This window comes from Amycolatopsis rubida (assembly GCF_900115345.1).
Taxonomy (GTDB): Bacteria; Actinomycetota; Actinomycetes; order Mycobacteriales; family Pseudonocardiaceae; genus Amycolatopsis; species Amycolatopsis rubida.
Map to the genome: position 1 here is coordinate 389,906 of NZ_FOWC01000005.1, position 20,294 is coordinate 410,199.

At 70.5% G+C, this 20,294-nt stretch carries 20 protein-coding genes and 1 pseudogene; 12 read left to right on the top strand and 9 right to left on the bottom strand.

Going from position 1 to position 20,294, the window contains the following annotated elements:
- The first annotated feature begins 36 nt into the window (after positions 1-36).
- Complete coding sequence (locus BM362_RS22295) at positions 37-1,149, top strand: NAD/NADP-dependent octopine/nopaline dehydrogenase family protein (RefSeq protein ID WP_202507742.1); 1,113 nt, start codon at positions 37-39, stop codon at positions 1,147-1,149.
- Positions 1,146-2,117 (top strand): 3-hydroxyacyl-CoA dehydrogenase NAD-binding domain-containing protein, encoded by a 972-nt coding sequence (locus tag BM362_RS22300; RefSeq protein WP_093574389.1) that lies wholly within the window; start codon positions 1,146-1,148, stop codon positions 2,115-2,117. Before BM362_RS22295 ends, BM362_RS22300 begins: the two co-directional genes overlap by 4 nt.
- Here BM362_RS22300 and BM362_RS50645 read toward each other — a convergent pair.
- Complete coding sequence (locus BM362_RS50645; protein ID WP_425285726.1) at positions 2,006-2,458, bottom strand: hypothetical protein; 453 nt, start codon at positions 2,456-2,458, stop codon at positions 2,006-2,008. The two genes, BM362_RS22300 and BM362_RS50645, sit on opposite strands and share 112 nt — an antisense overlap.
- Here BM362_RS50645 and BM362_RS49180 point away from each other — a divergent pair.
- Complete coding sequence (locus BM362_RS49180; RefSeq protein WP_067579412.1) at positions 2,351-2,656, top strand: hypothetical protein; 306 nt, start codon at positions 2,351-2,353, stop codon at positions 2,654-2,656. The two genes, BM362_RS50645 and BM362_RS49180, sit on opposite strands and share 108 nt — an antisense overlap.
- Before the next feature lie 219 nt (positions 2,657-2,875).
- Here BM362_RS49180 and BM362_RS50650 read toward each other — a convergent pair.
- From BM362_RS50650 to BM362_RS22310, 3 genes and pseudogenes are all read right to left on the bottom strand, one after another.
- Positions 2,876-2,950 (bottom strand): annotated as a pseudogene (locus tag BM362_RS50650) (hypothetical protein); the annotation flags it as partial.
- Positions 2,931-3,143 (bottom strand): hypothetical protein, encoded by a 213-nt coding sequence (locus tag BM362_RS48310; RefSeq protein WP_067579414.1) that lies wholly within the window; start codon positions 3,141-3,143, stop codon positions 2,931-2,933. The gene BM362_RS48310 and the pseudogene BM362_RS50650, both read right to left, overlap by 20 nt.
- Positions 3,144-3,168: 25 nt before the next feature.
- Positions 3,169-4,188, bottom strand: a complete 1,020-nt coding sequence (locus tag BM362_RS22310) for a tetratricopeptide repeat protein (protein WP_167545387.1) — start codon at positions 4,186-4,188, stop codon at positions 3,169-3,171.
- Between the two features lie 248 nt (positions 4,189-4,436).
- On the opposite strand from BM362_RS22310, the gene BM362_RS22315 reads away from it, so the two are divergent.
- The 4 genes from BM362_RS22315 (at position 4,437) to BM362_RS49190 (ending at position 9,085) form a co-directional block, all read left to right on the top strand.
- The gene (locus BM362_RS22315) at positions 4,437-5,636 is read left to right on the top strand and encodes a thiolase family protein (RefSeq protein ID WP_093574391.1); all 1,200 of its coding nucleotides are present in this window, start codon (positions 4,437-4,439) and stop codon (positions 5,634-5,636) included.
- The gene (locus BM362_RS22320; protein WP_093574392.1) at positions 5,636-7,744 is read left to right on the top strand and encodes a 3-hydroxyacyl-CoA dehydrogenase NAD-binding domain-containing protein; all 2,109 of its coding nucleotides are present in this window, start codon (positions 5,636-5,638) and stop codon (positions 7,742-7,744) included. Before BM362_RS22315 ends, BM362_RS22320 begins: the two co-directional genes overlap by 1 nt.
- Before the next feature lie 329 nt (positions 7,745-8,073).
- The gene (locus tag BM362_RS49185) at positions 8,074-8,352 is read left to right on the top strand and encodes a hypothetical protein (protein WP_244287234.1); all 279 of its coding nucleotides are present in this window, start codon (positions 8,074-8,076) and stop codon (positions 8,350-8,352) included.
- Positions 8,300-9,085 carry a hypothetical protein gene (locus tag BM362_RS49190; protein ID WP_244287235.1) on the top strand — a complete coding sequence of 262 codons (786 nt, stop codon included), beginning with the start codon at positions 8,300-8,302 and terminating at the stop codon, positions 9,083-9,085. Before BM362_RS49185 ends, BM362_RS49190 begins: the two co-directional genes overlap by 53 nt.
- A 123-nt stretch (positions 9,086-9,208) precedes the next feature.
- Here BM362_RS49190 and BM362_RS22330 read toward each other — a convergent pair whose 3' ends face one another.
- Genes BM362_RS22330 through BM362_RS22350 form a run of 5 tightly spaced genes read right to left on the bottom strand, consistent with a single transcriptional unit; the run spans position 9,209 to position 13,274 of the window.
- Entirely contained in the window at positions 9,209-9,610 is a 402-nt protein-coding gene (locus BM362_RS22330; protein WP_093574393.1) for a type II toxin-antitoxin system VapC family toxin, read from the bottom strand.
- Positions 9,607-9,894, bottom strand: coding sequence for a type II toxin-antitoxin system Phd/YefM family antitoxin (locus BM362_RS22335; RefSeq protein ID WP_067579427.1), 288 nt, complete (start codon positions 9,892-9,894; stop codon positions 9,607-9,609). The genes BM362_RS22330 and BM362_RS22335 overlap by 4 nt, the downstream gene beginning before the upstream one ends.
- Positions 9,895-9,937: 43 nt before the next feature.
- Positions 9,938-11,062, bottom strand: a complete 1,125-nt coding sequence (locus BM362_RS22340) for a sensor histidine kinase (protein WP_067579429.1) — start codon at positions 11,060-11,062, stop codon at positions 9,938-9,940.
- Positions 11,059-11,730 carry a response regulator transcription factor gene (locus BM362_RS22345; RefSeq protein ID WP_167545388.1) on the bottom strand — a complete coding sequence of 224 codons (672 nt, stop codon included), beginning with the start codon at positions 11,728-11,730 and terminating at the stop codon, positions 11,059-11,061. Before BM362_RS22345 ends, BM362_RS22340 begins: the two co-directional genes overlap by 4 nt.
- A 59-nt stretch (positions 11,731-11,789) precedes the next feature.
- Complete coding sequence (locus tag BM362_RS22350; protein WP_067579431.1) at positions 11,790-13,274, bottom strand: PucR family transcriptional regulator; 1,485 nt, start codon at positions 13,272-13,274, stop codon at positions 11,790-11,792.
- 107 nt (positions 13,275-13,381) lie between these two features.
- Here BM362_RS22350 and BM362_RS22355 point away from each other — a divergent pair, with 107 nt between their 5' ends.
- Genes BM362_RS22355 through BM362_RS22375 form a run of 5 tightly spaced genes read left to right on the top strand, consistent with a single transcriptional unit; the run spans position 13,382 to position 20,282 of the window.
- Positions 13,382-14,845, top strand: a complete 1,464-nt coding sequence (locus BM362_RS22355; RefSeq protein ID WP_093574394.1) for a sodium:solute symporter family protein — start codon at positions 13,382-13,384, stop codon at positions 14,843-14,845.
- The gene (speB, locus tag BM362_RS22360; RefSeq protein ID WP_067579433.1) at positions 14,838-15,791 is read left to right on the top strand and encodes an agmatinase; all 954 of its coding nucleotides are present in this window, start codon (positions 14,838-14,840) and stop codon (positions 15,789-15,791) included. The genes BM362_RS22355 and speB overlap by 8 nt, the downstream gene beginning before the upstream one ends.
- A complete protein-coding gene (locus BM362_RS22365; RefSeq protein WP_093574395.1) occupies positions 15,788-17,431 on the top strand; it encodes a thiamine pyrophosphate-binding protein in 1,644 nt (547 codons plus the stop codon). Before speB ends, BM362_RS22365 begins: the two co-directional genes overlap by 4 nt.
- The gene (locus BM362_RS22370) at positions 17,428-18,834 is read left to right on the top strand and encodes an aminobutyraldehyde dehydrogenase (protein WP_067579436.1); all 1,407 of its coding nucleotides are present in this window, start codon (positions 17,428-17,430) and stop codon (positions 18,832-18,834) included. Before BM362_RS22365 ends, BM362_RS22370 begins: the two co-directional genes overlap by 4 nt.
- Complete coding sequence (locus BM362_RS22375) at positions 18,834-20,282, top strand: purine-cytosine permease family protein (protein WP_093574396.1); 1,449 nt, start codon at positions 18,834-18,836, stop codon at positions 20,280-20,282. The genes BM362_RS22370 and BM362_RS22375 overlap by 1 nt, the downstream gene beginning before the upstream one ends.
- Positions 20,283-20,294 lie beyond the last annotated feature (12 nt).

A 20,294-nucleotide genomic window follows, 5' to 3' on the forward strand; every position in this document is an offset into this window, starting at 1 on the left:
CCGGCGCGACGGAAAACAAGCACGAGACAGGAGCACATGACAGTGAAGATCGCGGTTCTCGGGGGCGGACACGGTTCCTGGGCCACGGTGGCGGAACTCGCCGAGCACGGCCACGAAGTGCGCTGGTGGCGGCGGAACGCCGAGGCGCTGGAAGCGGTCCGCGCGACCGGAGCGGTGGGCGTCCGGGACTACCGAGGTTCCCGATCGGTGCCGGTGGGCGGCGGTGCCGGGGAGATCGACCCGGTGGCGGATCTCGCCGAGGCGGTGCGCGACGCGGCCCTGGTCGTGATCCCGCTGCCGTCGACCACGCACGACGACCTGGCTCCTCAGCTCGCCCCGCTGCTGACCGAGGGCCAGGTGGTGTTCCTGCCGCCGGGCACGTTCGGTTCGATGGTGTTCGCCAGGGCCGTGGCCGCGGCGGGCGGCAGCTCGGAGATCGCGTTCGCCGAAGCCGGGACGCTGCCCTACCTCGCGCGCCGGCACGGGGACGCGGAAGTGGCGATCAGCGGGTACGCGACCCGGCTGCCGACCGGGGTTTTCCCGCTTCGGCTGGCGGAAAGCGCGTTCCCGGCGCTGCGCGAGGCGTACCCGAGCGTCGAGGACGCGGGCGACGGGCTCAGCGGCGCGCTGATGAACGCGGGCCCGATCATCCACCCGCCGCTGATCACGATGAACGCCGGTCCGCTGGAGCATTTCGCCGCCTGGGACATCCACAACGAGGGAACGCAGCCGTCCATCCGCAGCGTCACCGACGCGCTGGACGCCGAGCGGGTCGCGCTGCGCGAGGCGTTCGGCTACGGCGCGCCGCACTTCCCGCTGGCCGATCACTACGCCGCCGACGGCGAGGAATGGATGTACGGCCGCTCGGCGCAGGAGAAGGTGACCGACAGCGGCGACTGGCGCGAGAAGATCGACCTCCACCAGCATCGCTACATGGTGGAAGACACCCGGCTCGGGCTGTCGCTGCTGGTGTCCGCGGGCCGGTGGGCCGGAGTGCCGACACCGGTCGCGGAGGGCCTGCTGACCTTGGGTTCCGCCATCACCGGCCGCGACTTCTACGCCGAGGGCCGGACTTTCGAGAACCTCGGCCTGGCGGATCTCGACCGGGCCGGCCTGACGAAGCTGCTGCAGGACGGAGTCCAGCAGTGATCGCCGTCGTCGGCGCCGGACGGATGGGCGAGGGCATCGCACTGGCCTTCCTCGCGGCGGGACGCCCGGTGCTGCTCGCGGACGTCAAGGACCGCACCGAGGAAGAACGCCAGCTCCGGCGCGACGAAATCCGCGAACGCCTCGCCGACCGGCTGCGCGCGATGTCCGGCCACGCGGACGCGCTGGAAAGCCTGACGATGGGCGACCGTTCGGCGAAGGAACTCGCGGACGCGACCGTGGTGTTCGAGGCCGTGCCGGAAGTCATGGACGTCAAGCGCGAGGTGTTCGGCTGGCTCGGCTCGCAGGTGCCGGAATCGGCGGTGCTGGCCTCGACGACGTCGACCTTCCTGGTCACGCAGATCGCGGAACTCGCCGGACGGCCGGAGCGGGTCGTCAACGCGCACTGGCTCAACCCGGCCGAGCTGATGCCGCTGGTCGAGGTCAGCCGGAGCGACGCCACCGACCCGGCCGCGGTCGACCGGCTCGTGGAACTGCTGCGCGAAATCGGCAAGGTGCCGGTGGTGTGCGGGCCCGCCGCCGGATACATCGTGCCGCGGCTGCAGGCGCTGCTGATGAACGAGGCCGCGCGGATGGTCGAGGAAGGGGTGGCCGGAGCCGCCGAGATCGACCTCGCGGTCCGCGCCGGGCTCGGGCCGCGGTTTTCGGTGCTGGGCCCGCTGGAATTCATCGACTGGGGCGGCGGGGACATCCTGTACTACGCCTCGCGCTACCTGACCGGCGAACTCGGCGAGCGGTTCCAGGCGCCCGCGGTCGTCGAGGAGAACATGACCGGGCAGCGGCGCGGTCTCCAGGACGGGGCCGGCTTCTACCGCTTCGACTCGGCCGGGGTGCCGGATTACCGGGCGGCGCGAATGCGGGAGTTCGAGGAGATCTTCCGGCTGCGGGAACCGCATTTGCGGGACGGGACGCCGGTTCCGGTGCGGCCGGAAGACGATTCGGCGGAGTGATTCTCCGGCGGCCGCGGGTTCCGGCCCGCGGCCGTCAGCACTCCTTGAGCCATCCAGCCGCTTGGCCGGTGCGCGGATGGACTTCGCCCAGCACTGCTTTGAGCCCGGATACCACGGATTCCAGCTCTGTCGCGACGGCCGCCCGGTCGTCTCGTCGGGCCGCGACTCGGGCCAGTGTCGCGCGAAGGCCGAGTATCACCGGGTGTCCCGCCGGCCAGCACGGTCCGCGCGGAGTGCTCGGCTTCGTCCGGATTGCCGCTCTCCACGCAGGCTCGCGCGAGGGTACTGCGCAGGAGCAGCGCGTTTCGGCCTCGCTCTTCGCCCAGGATCTGGCGGAGCAGGTCGGCTGCCTCGGGGGCTTGCCCAGCCTTCAGGAGAACGGTCGCCAAGCACTCCCCCAGCCCTGGCCGCTTCTCGACCAGCTCGCCCAACGGAGCGATCGCGGGCTCCGGATCCCCGGTTTCGGCTTGCACCACCAAGAGGAGTCCGCGAACCGCGTCTCGTTGCTCGCCGGTCTCGCAGAGCGCATCCTCGTCTGACAGCCACTGTGCGGCCGCTTCGTACCGGGCCAGCGCGCGCAGCGGGGCAGTCTTCCGGCGTCGTCCAGGTTGTGCCGGACCGAGTTCGGCCGTGCAGTAGTCGAGGCAAGCGGCCAGCACCGCCAGCGCATCGTCTTGAACGTCGCGGGCTGGCGCGCCCCAGGTTTCCTCGAACACCTCCGCGGTGCGTTCCAGCAGCGGGATCGCCTCTACCGGACGCCCCTGCGCCGTCTGGCAACACGCCAGATTCGCCCACGCGGAAAGAGTGTTCGGCTCACGTGGGGCCGAAGGCATCGGTCAACGCGGGCACGAGGTCCGCGTAGTGCTGTTCCGCGGCTGACCAGTCCTCGTTCTTGAGCAGCAATTGACCCAGCAAGAGCCGTCGACGCAGGTTCGGCACGCTCTTCGGGTTACGCGCTTTCGCCACGGCGGCCCGCGGCGCGGCGACCTCACCGGCCGGCTCCGGCTTCGCGCGGAAGAATCCCACCTGGACAGTCTGCCCGCCCAGCGGTTCAGTCCTTCTTCAGCCACCCGGCGACTTCGACAACATCCGGATGCTTCGGCCCGAACACCTCGGTCAACCCCGCCGCGACCGCCTCCAGCTCCCGATCCGCCTCCGCGTCCCGGCCGCGTTCCCGGGCGGCCCGCGCCAGCGTCGCCCGAAAACCGAGCTTCAGCGGATGTCCCGCTGGCAGGCCCTCGGCCGACACGAGTTCCCTCGCCAGCGTCTCCGCCGCGTCGAGCTGACCGCTTTCCAGGTACGCGCGGGCCAATTCCCCGGCCGGGCCCCAGTGCCGCGCGGCCGGTTGCGCGGACAGCACGGCGCGGTACAGCTCCGCCGCTTCCGCGGGTTCCCCGGCGCGCAGCAGCACCGCGGCGAGCACCTCGACGAACTCCGGCGTGCGGTACTGCTCGGCGAGTTCCCTCGCCTTGTGCCGGACGATCTTCGCGTCCCCGGATTCGGCTCTGATGAGCAAGTCGACCGCACGCGCGCTGTCGCGTTCGTAGTCGTTGCGCGGCTTGCGGTTCAAACCTCCGTTCAGGCTGCTGGCCTCGCCGAATCGGCCCAGCGTCCGCAGCACGTTCACCTTCCGGCGAGCGCCCGCGATGGTCAGTTCGTGGTACTCGCCGAACTTGTCCACGCACGCCTTCAGGTGCCGGCCGAGCACGTCCAGCGCCTCGTCGTACTCTCCGGACAGCGAGTACATCTCCGACAGCAGCAGCTGTGCCTGCATCGTGGCCGGGTCGTCGCGACTAACGGCCTCGTAGATGTCCACTGTGGACTCCATGAGGTGCACCGCGTCCTCGATCTCGCCCAACGCGGCCTTCGCCGTCGCCAGGTTCAGCCACGCGCCGAGCGTGCCCGGGTGCTGTTCGCCTTCGACGCGGACCTGGGCGTCGGCGAGTTCGGTGTAGTGCTCCTCCGCCGCGGGCCAGTCGCCCGTTTCCACCAGGAGGATGCCGAGCCGGTGCCGCAGCGCGAGGTTTTCCGGGAGGTCCGGGTCCGCGGCTTTCGCCAGTTTTTTGCGCAACCGCGCCATTTCAGTCGCCGGGTTCGCCCGGAAAAGCGCCATTGCCGTCCCCCGTCCGGTCGGTGCGTTCCCGCCAGTGTGCCGCACGCCACAAGAACCCGGGAGTGTGCCGTCCCCCACTCGACCGGGCCACTGCACTGGTTACCCACGGGTAACAAGGGCTAGGGTGCGGGACAGGAACACTCTCGACTTCAGGAGCATTCGTGGCCGCACCAGCAACGCCGCCGCTCGCGCCCACCGCGCGAGGGGTGCGCAATGTCGTCTTCGTCGAAGGGGTACGCACGCCCTTCGGCAAGGCGGGCGACAAGGGCATGTACGCCGGGACCCGGGCGGACGACCTCGTCGTCAACGCCATCCGCGAGCTGCTGCGGCGGCATCCGGAGCTGCCGCCCGAGCGCGTGGACGAGGTGGCGATCGCCGCGACGACGCAGATCGGCGACCAGGGCCTGACCATCGGCCGCACCGCCGCGCTGCTCGCCGGGCTGCCGAAGTCCGTGCCGGGCTTCGCGATCGACCGGATGTGCGCGGGCGCGATGACCGCGGTGACCACCACCGCGAGCGGCATCGGCTTCGGCGCGTACGACATCGCCATCGCCGGCGGCGTCGAGCACATGGGCCGCCACCCGATGGGCGAGGGCGTCGACCCGAACCCGCGGATCGTCGCGGACAAGCTGGTCGACCCGACCGCGCTCGTGATGGGCCAGACCGCGGAGAACCTGCACGACCGCTTCCCGGAGATCACCAAGGAGCGCACCGACGCGTTCGCCGCGCGCAGCCAGGAGCGCTACGCCGAGGCCGTGAAGACCGGCAAGATCGGGCCGGAGCTGGTTCCGGTCGCCACGCGCGACAAGGAACTCGGCTGGGGCCTCGCGACCGAGGACGAGCCGCCGCGTCCGGGCACGACCGTCGAGCAGCTGGCGAAGCTGAAGACGCCGTTCCGCCCGCACGGCCGGATCACCGCGGGCAACGCGGCCGGTCTCAACGACGGCGCCACCGCGGCGATCCTCGCCGACGAGGACACCGCGCGCGAGCTGGGCCTGCCGATCGGAATGCGGCTGGTCGGCTACTCGTTCGCGGGCGTCGAGCCGGAGGTGATGGGCATCGGCCCGGTGCCGGCCACCGAGAAGCTGTTCCAGCGCACCGGTCTGTCCATCGAGGACATCGGACTGTTCGAGATCAACGAGGCGTTCGCGGTACAGGTGCTCGCCTTCCTCGACCACTTCGGCATCGCCGACGACGACCCCCGGGTCAACCAGTGGGGCGGCGCGATCGCGTGCGGGCACCCGCTGGCCTCCTCCGGCGTGCGGCTGATGACCCAGCTGGCGCGCCAGTTCGCCGAGCGCCCCGACGTGCGCTACGGCCTCACCACGATGTGCATCGGCATCGGCATGGGCGGCACCGTGATCTGGGAAAACCCGGCCTACAACGGCTCTGAGGGGGCGAAGTAATGACTTTCACCGCTGAAGCGGCGAAGGCCGCGTTCCCGGACGAGGTCGTGACGAACGCGGTCACCAACCTGGTGAAGGTGCCCGGGCTGGACAAGCCGGTCGCACTGATCACGCTGGACAACGGCCACGACCACACCCGGCCGAACACCTTCGGCCCGCAGGGTCTGGTGTCGCTGAACTCCGCGCTGGACAAGGCGTTCGCCGCCGAGCCCGCCGCGATCGCGGTCACCGGCAAGCCGTTCATTTTCGCCGTCGGCGCGGACCTTTCCGGCGTCGAGGCGGTGTCGGACCCGAAGCTGGCGCGGGAGATCGCCCAGACCGGGCACGACGTGTTCCGCAGGCTCACCGAGTCGAAGATCCCGACGTTCGGGTTCGTCAACGGGGCGGTGATGGGCGGCGGGCTCGAACTCGCGCTGTCCTGCCACTACCGGACGCTGTCGGAGAACACCGCGGCGATCGCCTTCCCCGAGGTGTTCCTCGGCCTGTTCCCGGGCTGGGGCGGCACACAGCTGCTGCCGAACCTGATCGGCCCGGACGCCGCTGTCACCGTGATCATCGAGAACGCGTTGGCGCAGAACAAGATGCTGAACGTGCGCAAGGCCGCCGAACTCGGCATCGTCGACGAGGTCTTCGGTTCCGCGGACTATCTGGAGCAGTCGCTGCTGTGGCTGGCGAAGGTGGTCAACGGCGAGATCACCCCCGCTCGCCGGGAAATCGACCGCGGCACGGAGTGGGACGCGGCGATCGCACGCGCCAAGTCTATCGTGGACGGTCGCACGCACGGTGCGTCGCCGGGCGCGACCAAGGCCGTCGAACTGCTGGAGCTGGCACGGGAGAACGATCTCGACCGCGGGTACGCGGCGGAGACCGACGGGCTCGCCGAGCTGCTGATGTCGGACGTGCTGCGCGCCGGGCTGTACTCGTTCAATCTGGTCAACAAGCGGGCGAAGCGGCCGGCCGGCGCGCCGGACAAGTCGTTGGCGCGCAAGGTGAACAAGGTCGGCATCGTCGGCGCGGGCCTGATGGCCAGCCAGCTGGCGCTGCTGTTCGTGCGCCGCCTCAAGGTGCCGGTGGTGCTCACCGACGTCGACCAGGCGCGGATCGACAAGGGCGTGGGCTATGTCCACGAGGAGATCGACAAGCTGCTGGCCCGCAAGCGCGTGTCCCCGGACGGCGCGAACCGGCTGAAGGCACTCGTCACCGGCTCGCTCGACAAGGCCGCGTTCGCCGACGCGGACTTCGTGATCGAGGCCGTTTTCGAAGAGCTGGGCGTGAAGCAGCAGGTGTTCGCCGAGCTGGAGCAGCACGTCTCCGCCGAGGCGATCCTGGCCACGAACACCTCGTCGCTGTCCATCACCGCGATGGCCTCGAAGCTGCGGCACCCGGAGCGCGTGGTCGGCTTCCACTTCTTCAACCCGGTGGCCGTGCTGCCGCTGCTGGAGATCGTGCGCGGCGAGAAGACCGACGACGCGGCGCTGGCGACCGCGTTCTCGGTCGGCAAGCAGCTGAAGAAGTCGAGCGTGCTGGTGAAGGACGCGACGGCGTTCGTCGTGAACCGGCTGCTGCTGCGCTTCCTCGGCGAGGTGCTGGTGGCCGTGGACGAGGGCACGCCGTTCGAGGTGGCCGACTCCGCGCTGGAGCCGCTCGGCCTGCCGATGTCGCCGCTGAACCTGATGCAGCTCGTCGGCCCGGCCATCGCGCTGCACGTCGGCGAGACGCTGCACGGCTCGTTCCCGGACCGCTTCACCGTGAGCGAGAACCTGGACAAGTTCGTGAAGGCGGGCAAGAAGGGCGTCTGGACCTGGGACGCGAGCGGCACGCCGTCGGTCGACCCGGAGGTCGCCGAACTGTGGACGCAGGGCGACCGGCCCTCCACTGCCGAGCAGGTCCGCGACCGCGCGCTGAACGCGATCGCCGAAGAGGTCCGGATCATGCTCGACGAGGGCGTGGTCGCGGAGGCCCAGGACATCGACCTGTGCCTGATCCTCGGCGCGGGCTGGCCGTTCTGGCTGGGCGGCATCACGCCGTACCTCGACCGGGCCGGCGTGTCGGAGCGGGTCAACGGCAAGCCGTTCCTGTCCCGGGGCGTCGCTTCGGTTCCGGCGTAACGCCTTGGCGGAGCCGCTCTGTTTCGCGCAGGGCGGCTCCCCCGTGAACCCGGACGGTGCCGGCCGTCTCGGATTCTTCAAACGCGGACCTGGCCGGCGCCGTCGCCGCCGGGGCCCCGGCACTGGCCTCGATCTGGGGCTCGGCCTAGGGATCGATCTCGACTGGCTGTTCGCCGCCGCTGCCAGTGGGTCGTCGGCGATCATCGCACGTACAGCCAGTATTCGTACGACGCGATGTACCCCATCGACCGGATCGCAGCCGGCGCGAGCACGGCGCGAAGTGGATCGTCTTCACTGATCACGGGCACGCGACGCACGAGAAGTCGTCGGTGGAGCCGACCAGCCGCGACGTGCTCGCCGCGCAGCGGAGGCATCCGGATCTGCTGCTGTGGCAAGGCATGGAGTGGAATGTGCCGGGCGCGGAGCACGCGACGCTGTTCTTCCAGGCCGGACGCGACCAGGCGAGCGTGCTGCGCGAATTCGAGCGCGGCTTCGACTGGCGGCTGACGGGTTCCGAATCGTCCAGCACGAAGCGTTGGCGCTCAGGGGTTTGCGGTGGCTCGCCGAGCAGGAACGCAAACGCCGGATCCACGCTCCGGTCGTGCTGATCAACCACCCGCTGCGCAACGGCCGGGTGTCGCCGCCGAGGCGTACCGCACGTTCGGCGGCTGGGACTGGACCACGGCGAAGGTCGGCGGGCTGTGGGATTCCCTGCTGGCCGAAGGAAAACCCTGGTGGATCACCACGAACTCCGATTCGCACTACAACCGCGGCGACCGGCTGGTGCGCCCGTCGGTGCCGGACAGCTGGTACGAGCGGACCGGCAAGTACCCGGACCCGGTGGACAGCGGGATCCCGCAATTGTCCGCGCCGTACGCGGATTTCTACCCCGCCGAGTTCAGCCGCACCGTGGTCGGCGTGCGCCGGCCGGGCTTCGAGGGCGTGCTGGAAGGCCTGCGCGCGGGCCGGATTTGGCTGTCTCACGGCGGTTTGGCGCAGCAGCTGGAAGTCGGCGTGTTCGGCGGCGGTGACTGCGCGACGTTCGGCGGACGGCTGAGCGTGCGGCGTGGCTCGACCGTGACAGTGGTCGTATCGGCGGTGACCGCGTACCGGCCGAACGGATCGGGTTCGGTGCCGCGTCTTGGCCGGCTGGATCTGATCTCCGGCCCGGCGGCGGATCGCGACACGATGACTGCGCCGGGTACGCGAGTGGCCGAGTCGTTCACGCTTTCGCGCGGCTACGCGGGAAGCACACCTTCCGCAACGCGCGGGGGCCGTTCTACGTCCGGGTGCGCGGAACGGACGGGAAGCGGCACGTCGCTGGCGGAATCGAGCCGATGACGGACCTGATCGGACAGGCCAATCCGTACGAAGACCTTTGGCGGTACGGGAATCCGACGTTCATCGACGTCCGCTGAGGACCGGGCCCGGCAGGCGCGGGCGCCGGTCGAGCGCCTGCCGGGTTCAGATCTCGACGACGGTGAGCAGCCGGTCCAGCCCGGCGAAGTCCTTCGGGTTCCTGGTCAGCAACGGGACCTGCCGCGCCGCCGCCGTCGCCGCGATCTGCAGGTCCATCCGGCGGGGACGCGGATCCCGCCCGAACCGCCGGACCAGTCCCGCGCCCGTGCCGTACATCTTGGCTTCCTCAACGCCGAACGGCAGCACCACGAACTGGTCGAGGACACGGCGGTAGCGCTCGACCCGTTCCGCGAGCCGGACCGGATCGTCGGTGACGAGGCCGTAGGCCAGCTCCGCGACGGTCACCGAACTGACCGCGGGCACCGAGGACGCGTACGGGCCCAGATCGAGCCGCTCAAGATCGATGACCACCGAGGTGTCGAGCAGCACCCGGGACGGAACTGTCACGGTCCTTCTCCGGGATCGCCGAGGCGGTCCGGCCCGAAGACAGCGTCATCGGCTTCCCGCTCGCGACGCCATTCGGCGCTGTCCATCGGCGGCAGCCCGCGGAAGGCCTCCTGGATCTCGCCGAGCGTCCGGTCTCGCCGCGGCTCCTCCGGGGCGAGGTGCGGCACCAGGTCGGCGACCGGCTTCCCGTTGCGGGTGACCACGAACGACTCGCCCGCCGCCACCCGCCGCATGATCTCCGCGTTGTCGTTGCGCAGCTCTCGCTGGCCGATCGCGTATCCCATAGCCCGCACTGTAGCACCTTTTCGCACATGTGCTACACATGTGCTACGCGGTCGGCAACCGGACCGTCACCGCCAGCCCGCCCCCGACCACCGGCTCCGCCGACACCATTCCCCCGTGCGCCTGCACCGCCGCTCGCACGATCGACAGCCCCAGTCCCGCACCGGAACGCGCCGTCCGGGCCACCCCGGCGCGGCGGAACGGCTGGAACAGCTCCGGCACCGCCGCCGGGTCCAGCAGCCCGCCCGACGAACGCACCCGCAGCGTCGACCACTGCGCGCCCGGCTCCGTCGTCACCTCGATCCAGCCGCCGTCGACGTTGTGCCGCACCGCGTTCTCGACCAGGTTTCCCGCGATCCGTTCCAGCAAAGCGGAATCCCCGATCGCCGGGGACGGCCGCATCGCGAAATCCGCGCGCAGGCCCCGTTGGTCGGCTTCGCCGCGAACCGCCGACCACGCGCGTTCCACGAGCACCGTCAGGTCGACCAGTTCCCGCGTCACGAGACCGGCTCCGTCCGTCCGGGCCAGCAGCAGCAGCGAGTTCACCAGCTGCCCCGCCCGGTTCGTCGCGTCCAGCACGACCCCGGCCATCCGGCGGAATTCGGCCTCGTCGGCGTGTTCGTCGGACAGCGTGACGTCCAGTTCCGTGCGGATCACCGACAGCGGCGTGCGCAATTCATGGCTCGCGTTGGCCACGAAATGCCGCTGCGCGTCGAACGCGTCCTGGAGCCGGTCGAGCATGTCGTCGAACGTCCTGGCCAGCTCGGCCAGTTCGTCGCGCGAGCGGATCTCGCCGATGCGCTCCCCCATCGACTCGATCGACAGCCGTTGCGCGGTGCCGGCGATCTCGCGCAGCGGGCGCAGCACCCGGGAGGTGAACGTCCAGGCCAGGATCGCCGCCGCGGCCACCACGAAGCAGAAGGCCAGCGAGCCGAAGATCAGCACCCGGGTGACCGCGTGCGAACGCAGATGCTGCGCGAGCGTGGACGAGTCCACGTCGACGCCGTCCACCCGGACGACGGTGCCCGGCGGCAGGTGCGGCACGGCGTCGACCGCGTCGCCGACGAGCGTCCACGCCAGCCACAGCAGCAGCAACCCCGCCGCGGCGACCAGGACGGTCGCCAGGACGGTGACGCGCACCCGCAGGCTGCGAGCGCCGGGAAGCTTCACTCGGAACCGGCGACCGACACCCGGTAGCCCGAGCCGACCACGGTCTCGATGATGCCCGGTTCGCCGAGCTTCTTGCGCAAGGTCATCACGGTGACCCGGACCGTGGTGGTGAACGGGTCGGCGTTCTCGTCCCACACCCGTTCGAGCAGTTCCTCGCTGCTCACGACGGAACCCCCCGCCGACAGCAGGACCTCGAGCACGCCGAACTCCTTGCGGGTCAGCTCGACCGGCCCGCTCGCGCGCCGGACAGTGCGCTTCGCCGCGTCCAGCTCGACGTCGCCCGCGGTGAGCAGCGGCGGCGCGGCGGGCGTCGCGCGGCGGCCCAGTGCCCGCACGCGCGCGACCAGCTCCGGGAAGGCGAACGGCTTGGCGAGATAGTCGTCCGCGCCCAGCGACAGCCCGTCCACCCGGTCGGACACCGAACTGCTCGCGGTCAGCATCAGCACGCGCGTCAGCTCGCCGGACGTCACGATCTCGCGGCACAGGTCGTCGCCGGACATCCCGGGCAGGTCGCGGTCGAGCAGCACCACGTCGTACCGCGTGACCGACGACTTCTCGTGCCCGTCGTCGCCGGTGAGCGCGATGTCGACGGCCATGCCCTCCCGTCGCAGCCCGCGGGCGATCGCGTCGGCCAACGGCTCTTCGTCTTCGACTACCAGAACTCGCACCAGACCACAATCCCATAGTTTCCTGAGAGCACCTGAGAAGCCTGAGTGGACACTCGCGTTCACGCCCACCGCAACGCGAACCACAGTCGCATCCGCGTTTCCGGGTCGGCCAGCTCGACGCCCAGCGCTCGTTCCGCCTGCCCGATCCGGTGCCGCACGCTGTTGCGGTGCACGCCGAGCCCGGTGGCGGTCCGGTCCCAGCTTCCGTGGTGCGCCAGCCACGTCCGGAGGGTCGGCACCAGCTCGCGGCCGTGCGCGCGGTCCAGTTCCCGCAGCGGGGCCAGCAGACGTTCGGCGAACGCGCTCGCCGCGGCGGGCGGGATCAGTTCGTCGAAGCCGAGCGGGTCGGCGCCGGCGGCCAGCGGACGGGCCAATGCGCGGGCGCGGGCGAGCAGCAGTTCGGTTTCCGTGACGGCGGCGGGCAGGTCGGCGGCGGGGTGCGGCGGGCTGGCCGCCGCGAGCCAGCCGTGTTCCAGGAGACCGTCCAGGTCGCCGGGTTCGCCCGCGATGGCGTAGAACCGGGGCCCGGGCAGGACCTGGACCAGCGGGGTGTCGAGCCGGGCGCGCAGCCAGTCCGGCCGCCGGGCCAGTGCGTGCGGGCCTCGCCGGTGGGCGACTCCGGCGACGAGCCGGGCCTGGTCGCTGCCCACGACTCCGGCGAGCGCGTCCGCGCCGGGACCGCCGAGCAGCAACGCGGTCGCCGCGGCGCCGAGTTCCGCGCTGTCCGATCCGGCGCGGCCGACGAGACCCAGCAGCGCCGCGCCGACGGCCAGGATCGCCCGGTCTCCGCTGTCGAACCGGTGCGCCCGGCCGGCCACGACCAGGTGCGCGGCGGTCGCCTGCGGATAAACCGGCTGCGCGACAACCTGTGTGCCGTCCGGCAATTCGGTGGAGGCGATGCGGATTCCGGAGCGGCCGCGCAAGGTCGCGAGCAGTTCCTTCACCGGTGACGGCAACGGCTGCGGCGCGTCGTAGCCCGCCGCCAGAACGTCCCCGGAACCGACCATCGCGACCCACCCGCGCAAGCGCCCGGCGAGAGCGGCGACCAGCTCCCCCAAGCCGCCGCCAGCGGCTCGCGTCAGCGCTTCGCGGCCTTCCGCCAGCCGCCGTTCTTCGTGCCGTCCCGCCTCGGCGAGCGCGACCGCGACGGCCCGGTTGATCGCCAGAAACGGTGTCGCGGGCGGCACGACCAGCAGCGGCAGGCCGTGCTCCACGCAGGCGTCGCGCAGCGAGGACGGCAGGGTTTCCGAGACGGTCGGGGTGAGGCCGAAGCCGAGCGCGGTAACGCCCGCGTCGCGCAGCCCCCGGACGTAGCGGTCGGCGTCCTTCGGCAGGTTCACGCCCGCGGTCAGCACGAGCTCGGCACCCACCAGGTACGGCGCGGGGTCGGCCAGTTCGCTCACGTGCGCCCAGCGCACCGGCCGGTCCAGAGCGCCCGGGCGCAGCGTTTCGGGCACGGCGTCGAGCGCCAGCTCCGGGTTGCCCGCGACGGTGCGTAGTGGAACTGTCACCTCCGCGGGCAACAGCACGTCCTGGTGGGTCATTTCAACCAATCTTCGGCGAAGTCCTGGATACATCGTCCCATGCCGCCGCGGGGTCGCCCGACCCTACGGTGTCTCGCAAGAACCCCACCCCGTTTCAAGGAGGACCCGTGGGCGGCGACTACGCGGTGATCGCGCTGTACATCGCGGGCATGATCGGGGTCGGCTGGATCGGCCTCCGGCTGGCCAAGACGAAATCCGACTATCTGGTCGCCGGACGGCGGCTCGGCTGGTTCATGTACTCCGGCACGATGTCGGCCGTCGTGCTCGGCGGCGCGTCGACCGTCGGCGGCGTGAAGCTCGGCTACACCTACGGCATCTCCGGCGCGTGGCTGGTGATCACGATCGGCGTCGGGATCCTCGTGCTGCACGCGGTTTTCGCGCGGCGGCTCGTGAAGCTGCGCGTCTACACCGTCGGCGAGATGCTCGACCTGCGCTACGGCGGCCGCGCGAGCGCGGTGTCCGGCGTGGTGATGTGGGGCTACACGCTGATGCTCACGGTCACCTCGACGCTGGCGTTCGCGTCGATCTTCAAGGTGCTGTTCTCGATCCCGAGCTGGGCCGGGATCGCGATCGGCGGGTCGATCGTGGTGCTGTACTCGGTGCTCGGCGGCATGTGGTCGATCACGCTGACCGACATCGCGCAGTTCGTGATCAAGACGATCGGCATCCTGTTCGTGCTGCTGCCGGTCGCGCTCGTCTCGGCGGGCGGCTTCAGCGGGATGGCCGAGAAGCTGGACGCGTCGTACTTCGAGTTCACCTCGATCGGCGGCGAGACGATCCTGACCTACTTCCTGATCTACACGTTCGGGTTGCTGATCGGGCAGGACATCTGGCAGCGCGTGTTCACCGCGCGCACCCCGCGCGTCGCGACCGGTGGCGGTGTCATCTCGGGCGTCTACTGCCTCGTCTACGGCATCGCGGGCGCGCTGATCGGTACGGCGGCGAAGGTGCTGTACCCAGACCTAGGCAGTGCGCAGGACGCCTTCGCCACCATCGCCGAACGGCTGCTGCCCACCGGCGTACGCGGTCTCGTGCTCGCGGCGGCGCTCTCGGCGCTGATGTCGACTTCGAGCGGCGCGCTTATCGCGTGCGCCACGACGACGACTTCGGACCTGTTCCGCAAGATCGGCCTGAAGAGCGGCGAGGTCTTGCGTAACCGAGTGACGACACTTGTGCTGGGCATCGTGGCCATCGGTATCGCAATGCTCGTCGACGACGTCGTCAACGCGCTCACCATCGCATACGACATCCTCGTCGGCGGCCTGCTCGTCACGATCATCGGCGCGCTGTTCTGGAAGCGCGGCACTCGCGAAGGCGCGTACGCGTCGATGGTGGCCGGGACGGTGTCCGTCATCGCCTTCATGATCGTCGACGGGGTTGCGGCCAACAGCCCGATCTATTGGGGTCTCGGCGTCAGCCTCGTCGTGTACATCGGCGTCAGCCTCGCGACACCGCGTACGCCGGACAGCATTCTTTCCGTGTGGACAGAACGTCTTCACGGCTCCGAAAACCCCACAGCCGCTGAAGATCTCAGCGCATCCGAAACCCGACAGGAGTTGCCCAGTGAGTGAACAGCGTCCGGTCGGCCCGCTCGACTCGTCGCAGATCCCGCGTTTTGCCGGCTTCGCGACCTTCGCGCGGCTGCCACGGATCGACGAAGTGCCGAGCGCCGACGTAGCCGTGGTCGGCGTGCCGTTCGACTCCGGCGTGTCCTACCGCCCCGGCGCGCGGTTCGGTCCTTCGGCGCTTCGCGAGGCGAGCCGGCTGCTGCGGCCGTACCACCCGGGTCTGGACGTTTCGCCGTTCGCCGAGAAGCAGGTCGTGGACGCTGGTGATATCGCGGTCAACCCGTTCCACATCGGCGAAGCGATCGAGAAGCTGCAGCAGGAGGCCGAAGCGCTTACTGCGGGCGAGACGAAGCTCGTGACTGTCGGCGGTGACCACACCATCGCGCTCCCGCTGCTGCGCGCGGCGGCGAAGAAGCACGGTCCCGTTGCTCTGCTTCACTTCGACGCCCACCTCGACACCTGGGACACCTACTTCGGCGAGCCGTACACGCACGGCACGCCGTTCCGTCGCGCGGTCGAAGAAGGCATCCTCGACACCAGTGCCGTGTCGCACGTGGGCACGCGCGGCCCGCTGTACGGCAAGCGCGACCTCGAAGAAGACCGTCGCCTCGGCTTCGGCATCGTCACCTCCGGCGACGTACTGCGCCGCGGCATAGACGAGACCGTGGACGCGCTTCGCCAGCGCATCGGCGACCGTCCGCTGTACGTGTCCGTGGACATCGATGTGCTCGACCCCGCGCACGCGCCCGGCACCGGCACTCCCGAGGCGGGCGGCATGACCAGCCGCGAACTGCTGGAGATCCTGCGCGGCCTGCGCGGGCTCAACCTGGTCGGCGCGGACGTCGTGGAGCTGGCCCCGGCCTACGACCACGCCGAGATCACCGCGGTCGCTGCCTCGCATGTCGCCTACGACCTGGTCAGCCTGCTGGCGCTGGGACGCGACGCATGACCCGGATCGGCGGCGACGTTGTCGTAGAGACGCTGCGAGCGCTCGGTGCGGACACCGTGTTCGGCCTGCCCGGACAGCACGCGCTCGGCCTGTTCGAAGCGCTGCGCCGGGCCGAAGACCTGCGCGTGGTCAGCTCGCGGGTGGAGAACAATCTCGCCTTCGCCGCGGACGGCCACGCGCGCGCCCGGCTCGCCGCCGATCCGCACGGCCCGGTGCCGGTCACGCCGATGATCGTGTCGACCGGCCCCGGCGCGCTGCTCACGCTGGCGTCGCTGCAGGAATCGCGCGCGGCCTCGGTGCCGGTGCTCGGGATCTCCAGCCAGGTCCCGGTCGCCGGGCTCGGCGGCGGACGGCACGGCTACCTGCACGAATTGCCCGACCAGCAGGCCAGCTTCCGCGACATCGTGAAGTCGGTGCACGTGGTCCGTTCGATCAGCCAGATCCCGACCGCGCTGCGCGAGGCGTGGGAATCCGCCGCGACCGCGCCGTACGGGCCGGTGTGGGTGGAAGTCCCGCAGGACGTGCTGCTCGCCCCGGCGAACCTGCCGCAGCTGACATCGGTGACCGCGGCTCCGGCACCGCTCGAACCGCTGCCGGAGCTGGTGGCAGCGGCCGCGAAACTCCTTGCCGCAGCGAAGAATCCGGTGATCCTCGCCGGTGGCGGCGCGCTGCGCTCCGGAGCGCACGACGAACTGCGCCTGCTCGCCGAAACCCTGCGCGCGCCGGTGGTGTCGACGTTCGGCGGCAAGGGCGTTTTCGCCTGGGACCACGAGCTGTCCGCGCAGTCGTGGATGGAAGACTGGCACACCACGGAATTCCTCTCCGCCGCCGACGTCCTGCTGGTGCTCGGTTCCGGGCTGGGCGAACTGTCCAGCAACTACCGCGAGTTCGCGCCGCGCGGCCAGGTCGTGCAGGTGGAAGCGGATCTCGGGAAACTGGAGTCGAACTACCCCGCGCTCGCGCTGCACGCCGATGTCCGGCACACCCTCCGCGCGCTCTTGGGCCAGCTCGCGCCGCGCACCCCGGACGGCCGCGCCGAAGCCGCGGTGAAAGATCTGCTCGCCCGCGTCGAGTCCAGGTTGGACAGTCAGCCGCTCGCGCTTGAACGGAAGCTGATCGGCGACCTCCGCGCGGCACTTCCCGAAGGCACACAAACCTTCTGGGACATGACGATCGCAGCCTACTGGGCGTGGTCGGTGTGGAATCCCGACGGCGCGCCGATCCATACCGCGCAGGGTGCGGGCGGGCTCGGCTACGGCCTTCCCGGCGCGCTCGGCGCTGCCGCGGCGGGCGTGCGGACGCTGGCCGTGTCCGGCGACGGCGGCGCGATGTACGGACTGGCCGAGCTGGCCACCGCCGTACAGCACCAGCTCGACGTGACCTGGCTGGTCGTCGACGACGGCGGCTACGGCATCCTGCGCGAATACCTCACCGGCGCGTTCGGCCAGACCACCGCGACCGAACTGCCGCGGCCGGATTTCGCGGCGCTGGCCGAGTCATTCGGCATTCCCGCGCGAAAGACCACCGTGGACACTGTCCGCGCCGATCTCGCCGACGCGCTGCGCACCCCCGGCCCGTCCGTCGTCGTGCTTCCCGCGCTGCTGAAGATGTTCGCCCCAACCCACTTGGAGCACTCATGACCCACGTCCGCAACTTCGCCGGCGGCGCTTTGGTCGACACTCCCGACACCGGGACGACCCTCGAACTGACCAACCCGGCCACCGGCAAGGTCTTCGGCACCAGCGTAGTTTCCCGGCGGAACGAAATCGACCTCGCGATGGAGTCGGCGGCGCGCGCGTTCCGGTCATGGCGGCGCGGCACGCCCGCGCAGCGCCAGGAAGCCCTGCTCAAGATCGCCGACGCGCTGGAAGCGCGCGCGGAAGAGTTCGCCGGCGCCGAGGTCCGCGAGACCGGCAAAGTCCGTTCGGTCCTGCTGGACGAGGAAATCCCGGAATGCGTGAGCACGCTGCGGTTCTTCGCCGGTGCCGCGCGGCAGCTCGAAGGCACCGGCGCGGGCGAGTACCTGGCCGGGCACACGTCGGTGATCCGCCGCGAGCCGATCGGCGTGTGCGCGCAGATCGCGCCGTGGAACTACCCGCTGATGATGGCCGTCTGGAAGATCGGCCCGGCGCTCGCCGCGGGCAACACCGTGGTGCTCAAGCCGGCGGAAACCACGCCGTCCACCGCGGTGCTGCTGGCCGAAGCCGCGGCGGAATTCCTGCCGCCGGGCGTGTTCAACGTCGTGTGCGGCGACCGGGAAACCGGCCGCGCGCTGGTCCGGCACCCGCGTACCGACCTGGTGTCCATCACCGGCTCGACACGCGCCGGCATCGACGTGGCCACCGTCGCCGCGGCCGATCTCAAGCGCACCCACCTGGAATTGGGCGGCAACGCTCCCCTGCTGGTCTTCCCGGACACCGACCTCGCCGACACCGCCGAACGGATCGCCGACGCGGCGTTCTACAACGCCGGACAGGACTGCACCGCGGGCAGCCGCGTGCTGGTGCACGAGAGCGTCCACGGCGAATTCGTCGCCGCGCTGGCAAAGACGGCTGCCACCCGCCGCCCGGACGTCGACTACGGCCCGCTCAACAGCCGCGCCCAGCTGGAGCGCGTGCTCGGCCTGCTGGAGCGGCTGCCGTCGCACGCCCGCGTCGAAACCGGCGGCACCGCGCCCGGACCGGGCTTCCAGCTCGCGCCGACCGTCGTGTCCGGGCTCCGCCAGGACGACGAGCTGGTCCAGGAGGAAGTCTTCGCGCCGGTGATCACCGTCCAGCCGTTCGCCGGCGAGACGGAAGCGCTGGAGCTGGCCAACGGTGTCCCGTACGGCCTGGCTGCTTCGGTATGGACGAACGACGTCGCCCGCGTCGCACGGGTGTCGCGCGACCTCGATTTCGGCTGCGTGTGGGTGAACACGCACGGCCCGCTGACCGCCGAGATGCCGCACGGCGGGTTCGGCCACTCCGGGCACGGCAAGGACCTCTCGGCGTACTCGTTCGCCGAGTACACCCGCGTCAAGCACGTGATGACGAGGTTCGAGTGATGAGCGGCAAGGTCACCGAGGTCGAACAGCACGGCATCGCGCCGATCCCGCCCGCCGAGCAGACGTCCCGGCCGCGTGATCTGTTCCGGCTCGCGTTCGGCGGGGCCAACACGTTCGCCACGATCATCCTCGGCACACTGCCGATCGCCTACGGGCTGAGCTTCTGGGCGGCGCTCGCGGCGACCGTCGTGGGCGTGGTGCTCGGCGCGCTCGTACTGTCTCCGATGGCTTTGTTCGGCCCGGTCACCCGGACGAACAACGCGGTTTCGTCCGGTGCGCACTTCGGCGTGGTCGGCCGGTGCGTCGGCTCGTTCCTGTCGCTGCTCACCGCGATCACCTTCTTCGCGATCTCGGTGTGGGTGAGCGGCGACGCGGTAACCGGTGCGGCACAACGGCTTTTCGGCATCGACGGCGGATCCGTCCTGCGCGCGGCCGCCTACGGCGTGATCGCGATCGCCGTCCTCGTCGTGTGCATTTACGGCTACCGCTTCATGCTGCTGGTCAACCGCGTCGCGGTGACGCTGGGCACGCTCATCATGCTGGTCGGGATCTTCGCCTACGGCGGCTCGTTCGACCCGTCGTTCGCCGGCAGCGGCACCTTCGCGCTCGGCACGTTTTGGCCGACGTGGATCCTCGCCGTGCTGACTGTGATGGCGAACCCGATCTCGTTCGGCGCGTTCCTCGGCGACTGGTCGCGCTACATCCCCGCCACCCACTCGCGGCGCTCGCTGCTGGCCGCGCCGTTCCTCGCGCAACTGGCGACGCTGCTGCCGTTCGGCTTCGGCATCGCGACCGCGACCCTGGTCGCCGACCCCGCCGACTACGTCACCGGCCTGACCGCGATTTCCCCGCTCTGGTACGCGATCCCGCTGATCGTGGTCGCACTGATCGGCGGGTTGTCCACCGGCACCACCGCGCTGTACGGCACCGGCCTGGACTTCAGCTCGATCTTCCCGCGGCTGTCCCGGGTGCGGGCGACGCTGCTGATCGGGACGCTGAGCGTGCTGTTCATCTTCGTCGGCAATTTCGTGCTCGACATGGTGTCCAGCATCAACGCGTTCGCGACGCTGATCGTGCTGTGCACGTCGCCGTGGATGGTGATCATGATGATCGGCTACGTGCACCGCCGCGGCTACTACGACCCGGCCGACCTGCAAGTGTTCAACGAGGGCCGCACCGGCGGACGGTACTGGTTCCACCGGGGCGTCAACTGGCGCGCGATGGCGGCTTGGATCCCGGCCGCCGGACTGGGTCTGCTGTGCGCGAATACGCCGATGATCACCGGCCCGCTGGCAGGCGTCGCGGGCGGCGTGGACATCAGCCTGGCGGTGACGCTCTGCACGGCCGCGGCGGCGTATCCGGTGCTGGTGAAGGTGTTCCCGGAGCCTCGGGAGGTGTTCGGGCCTTCGCCGGCCGTCGCCGCGGAAGCGGTGGTTGCCGAAGCGTGAGCGGCGGACGGC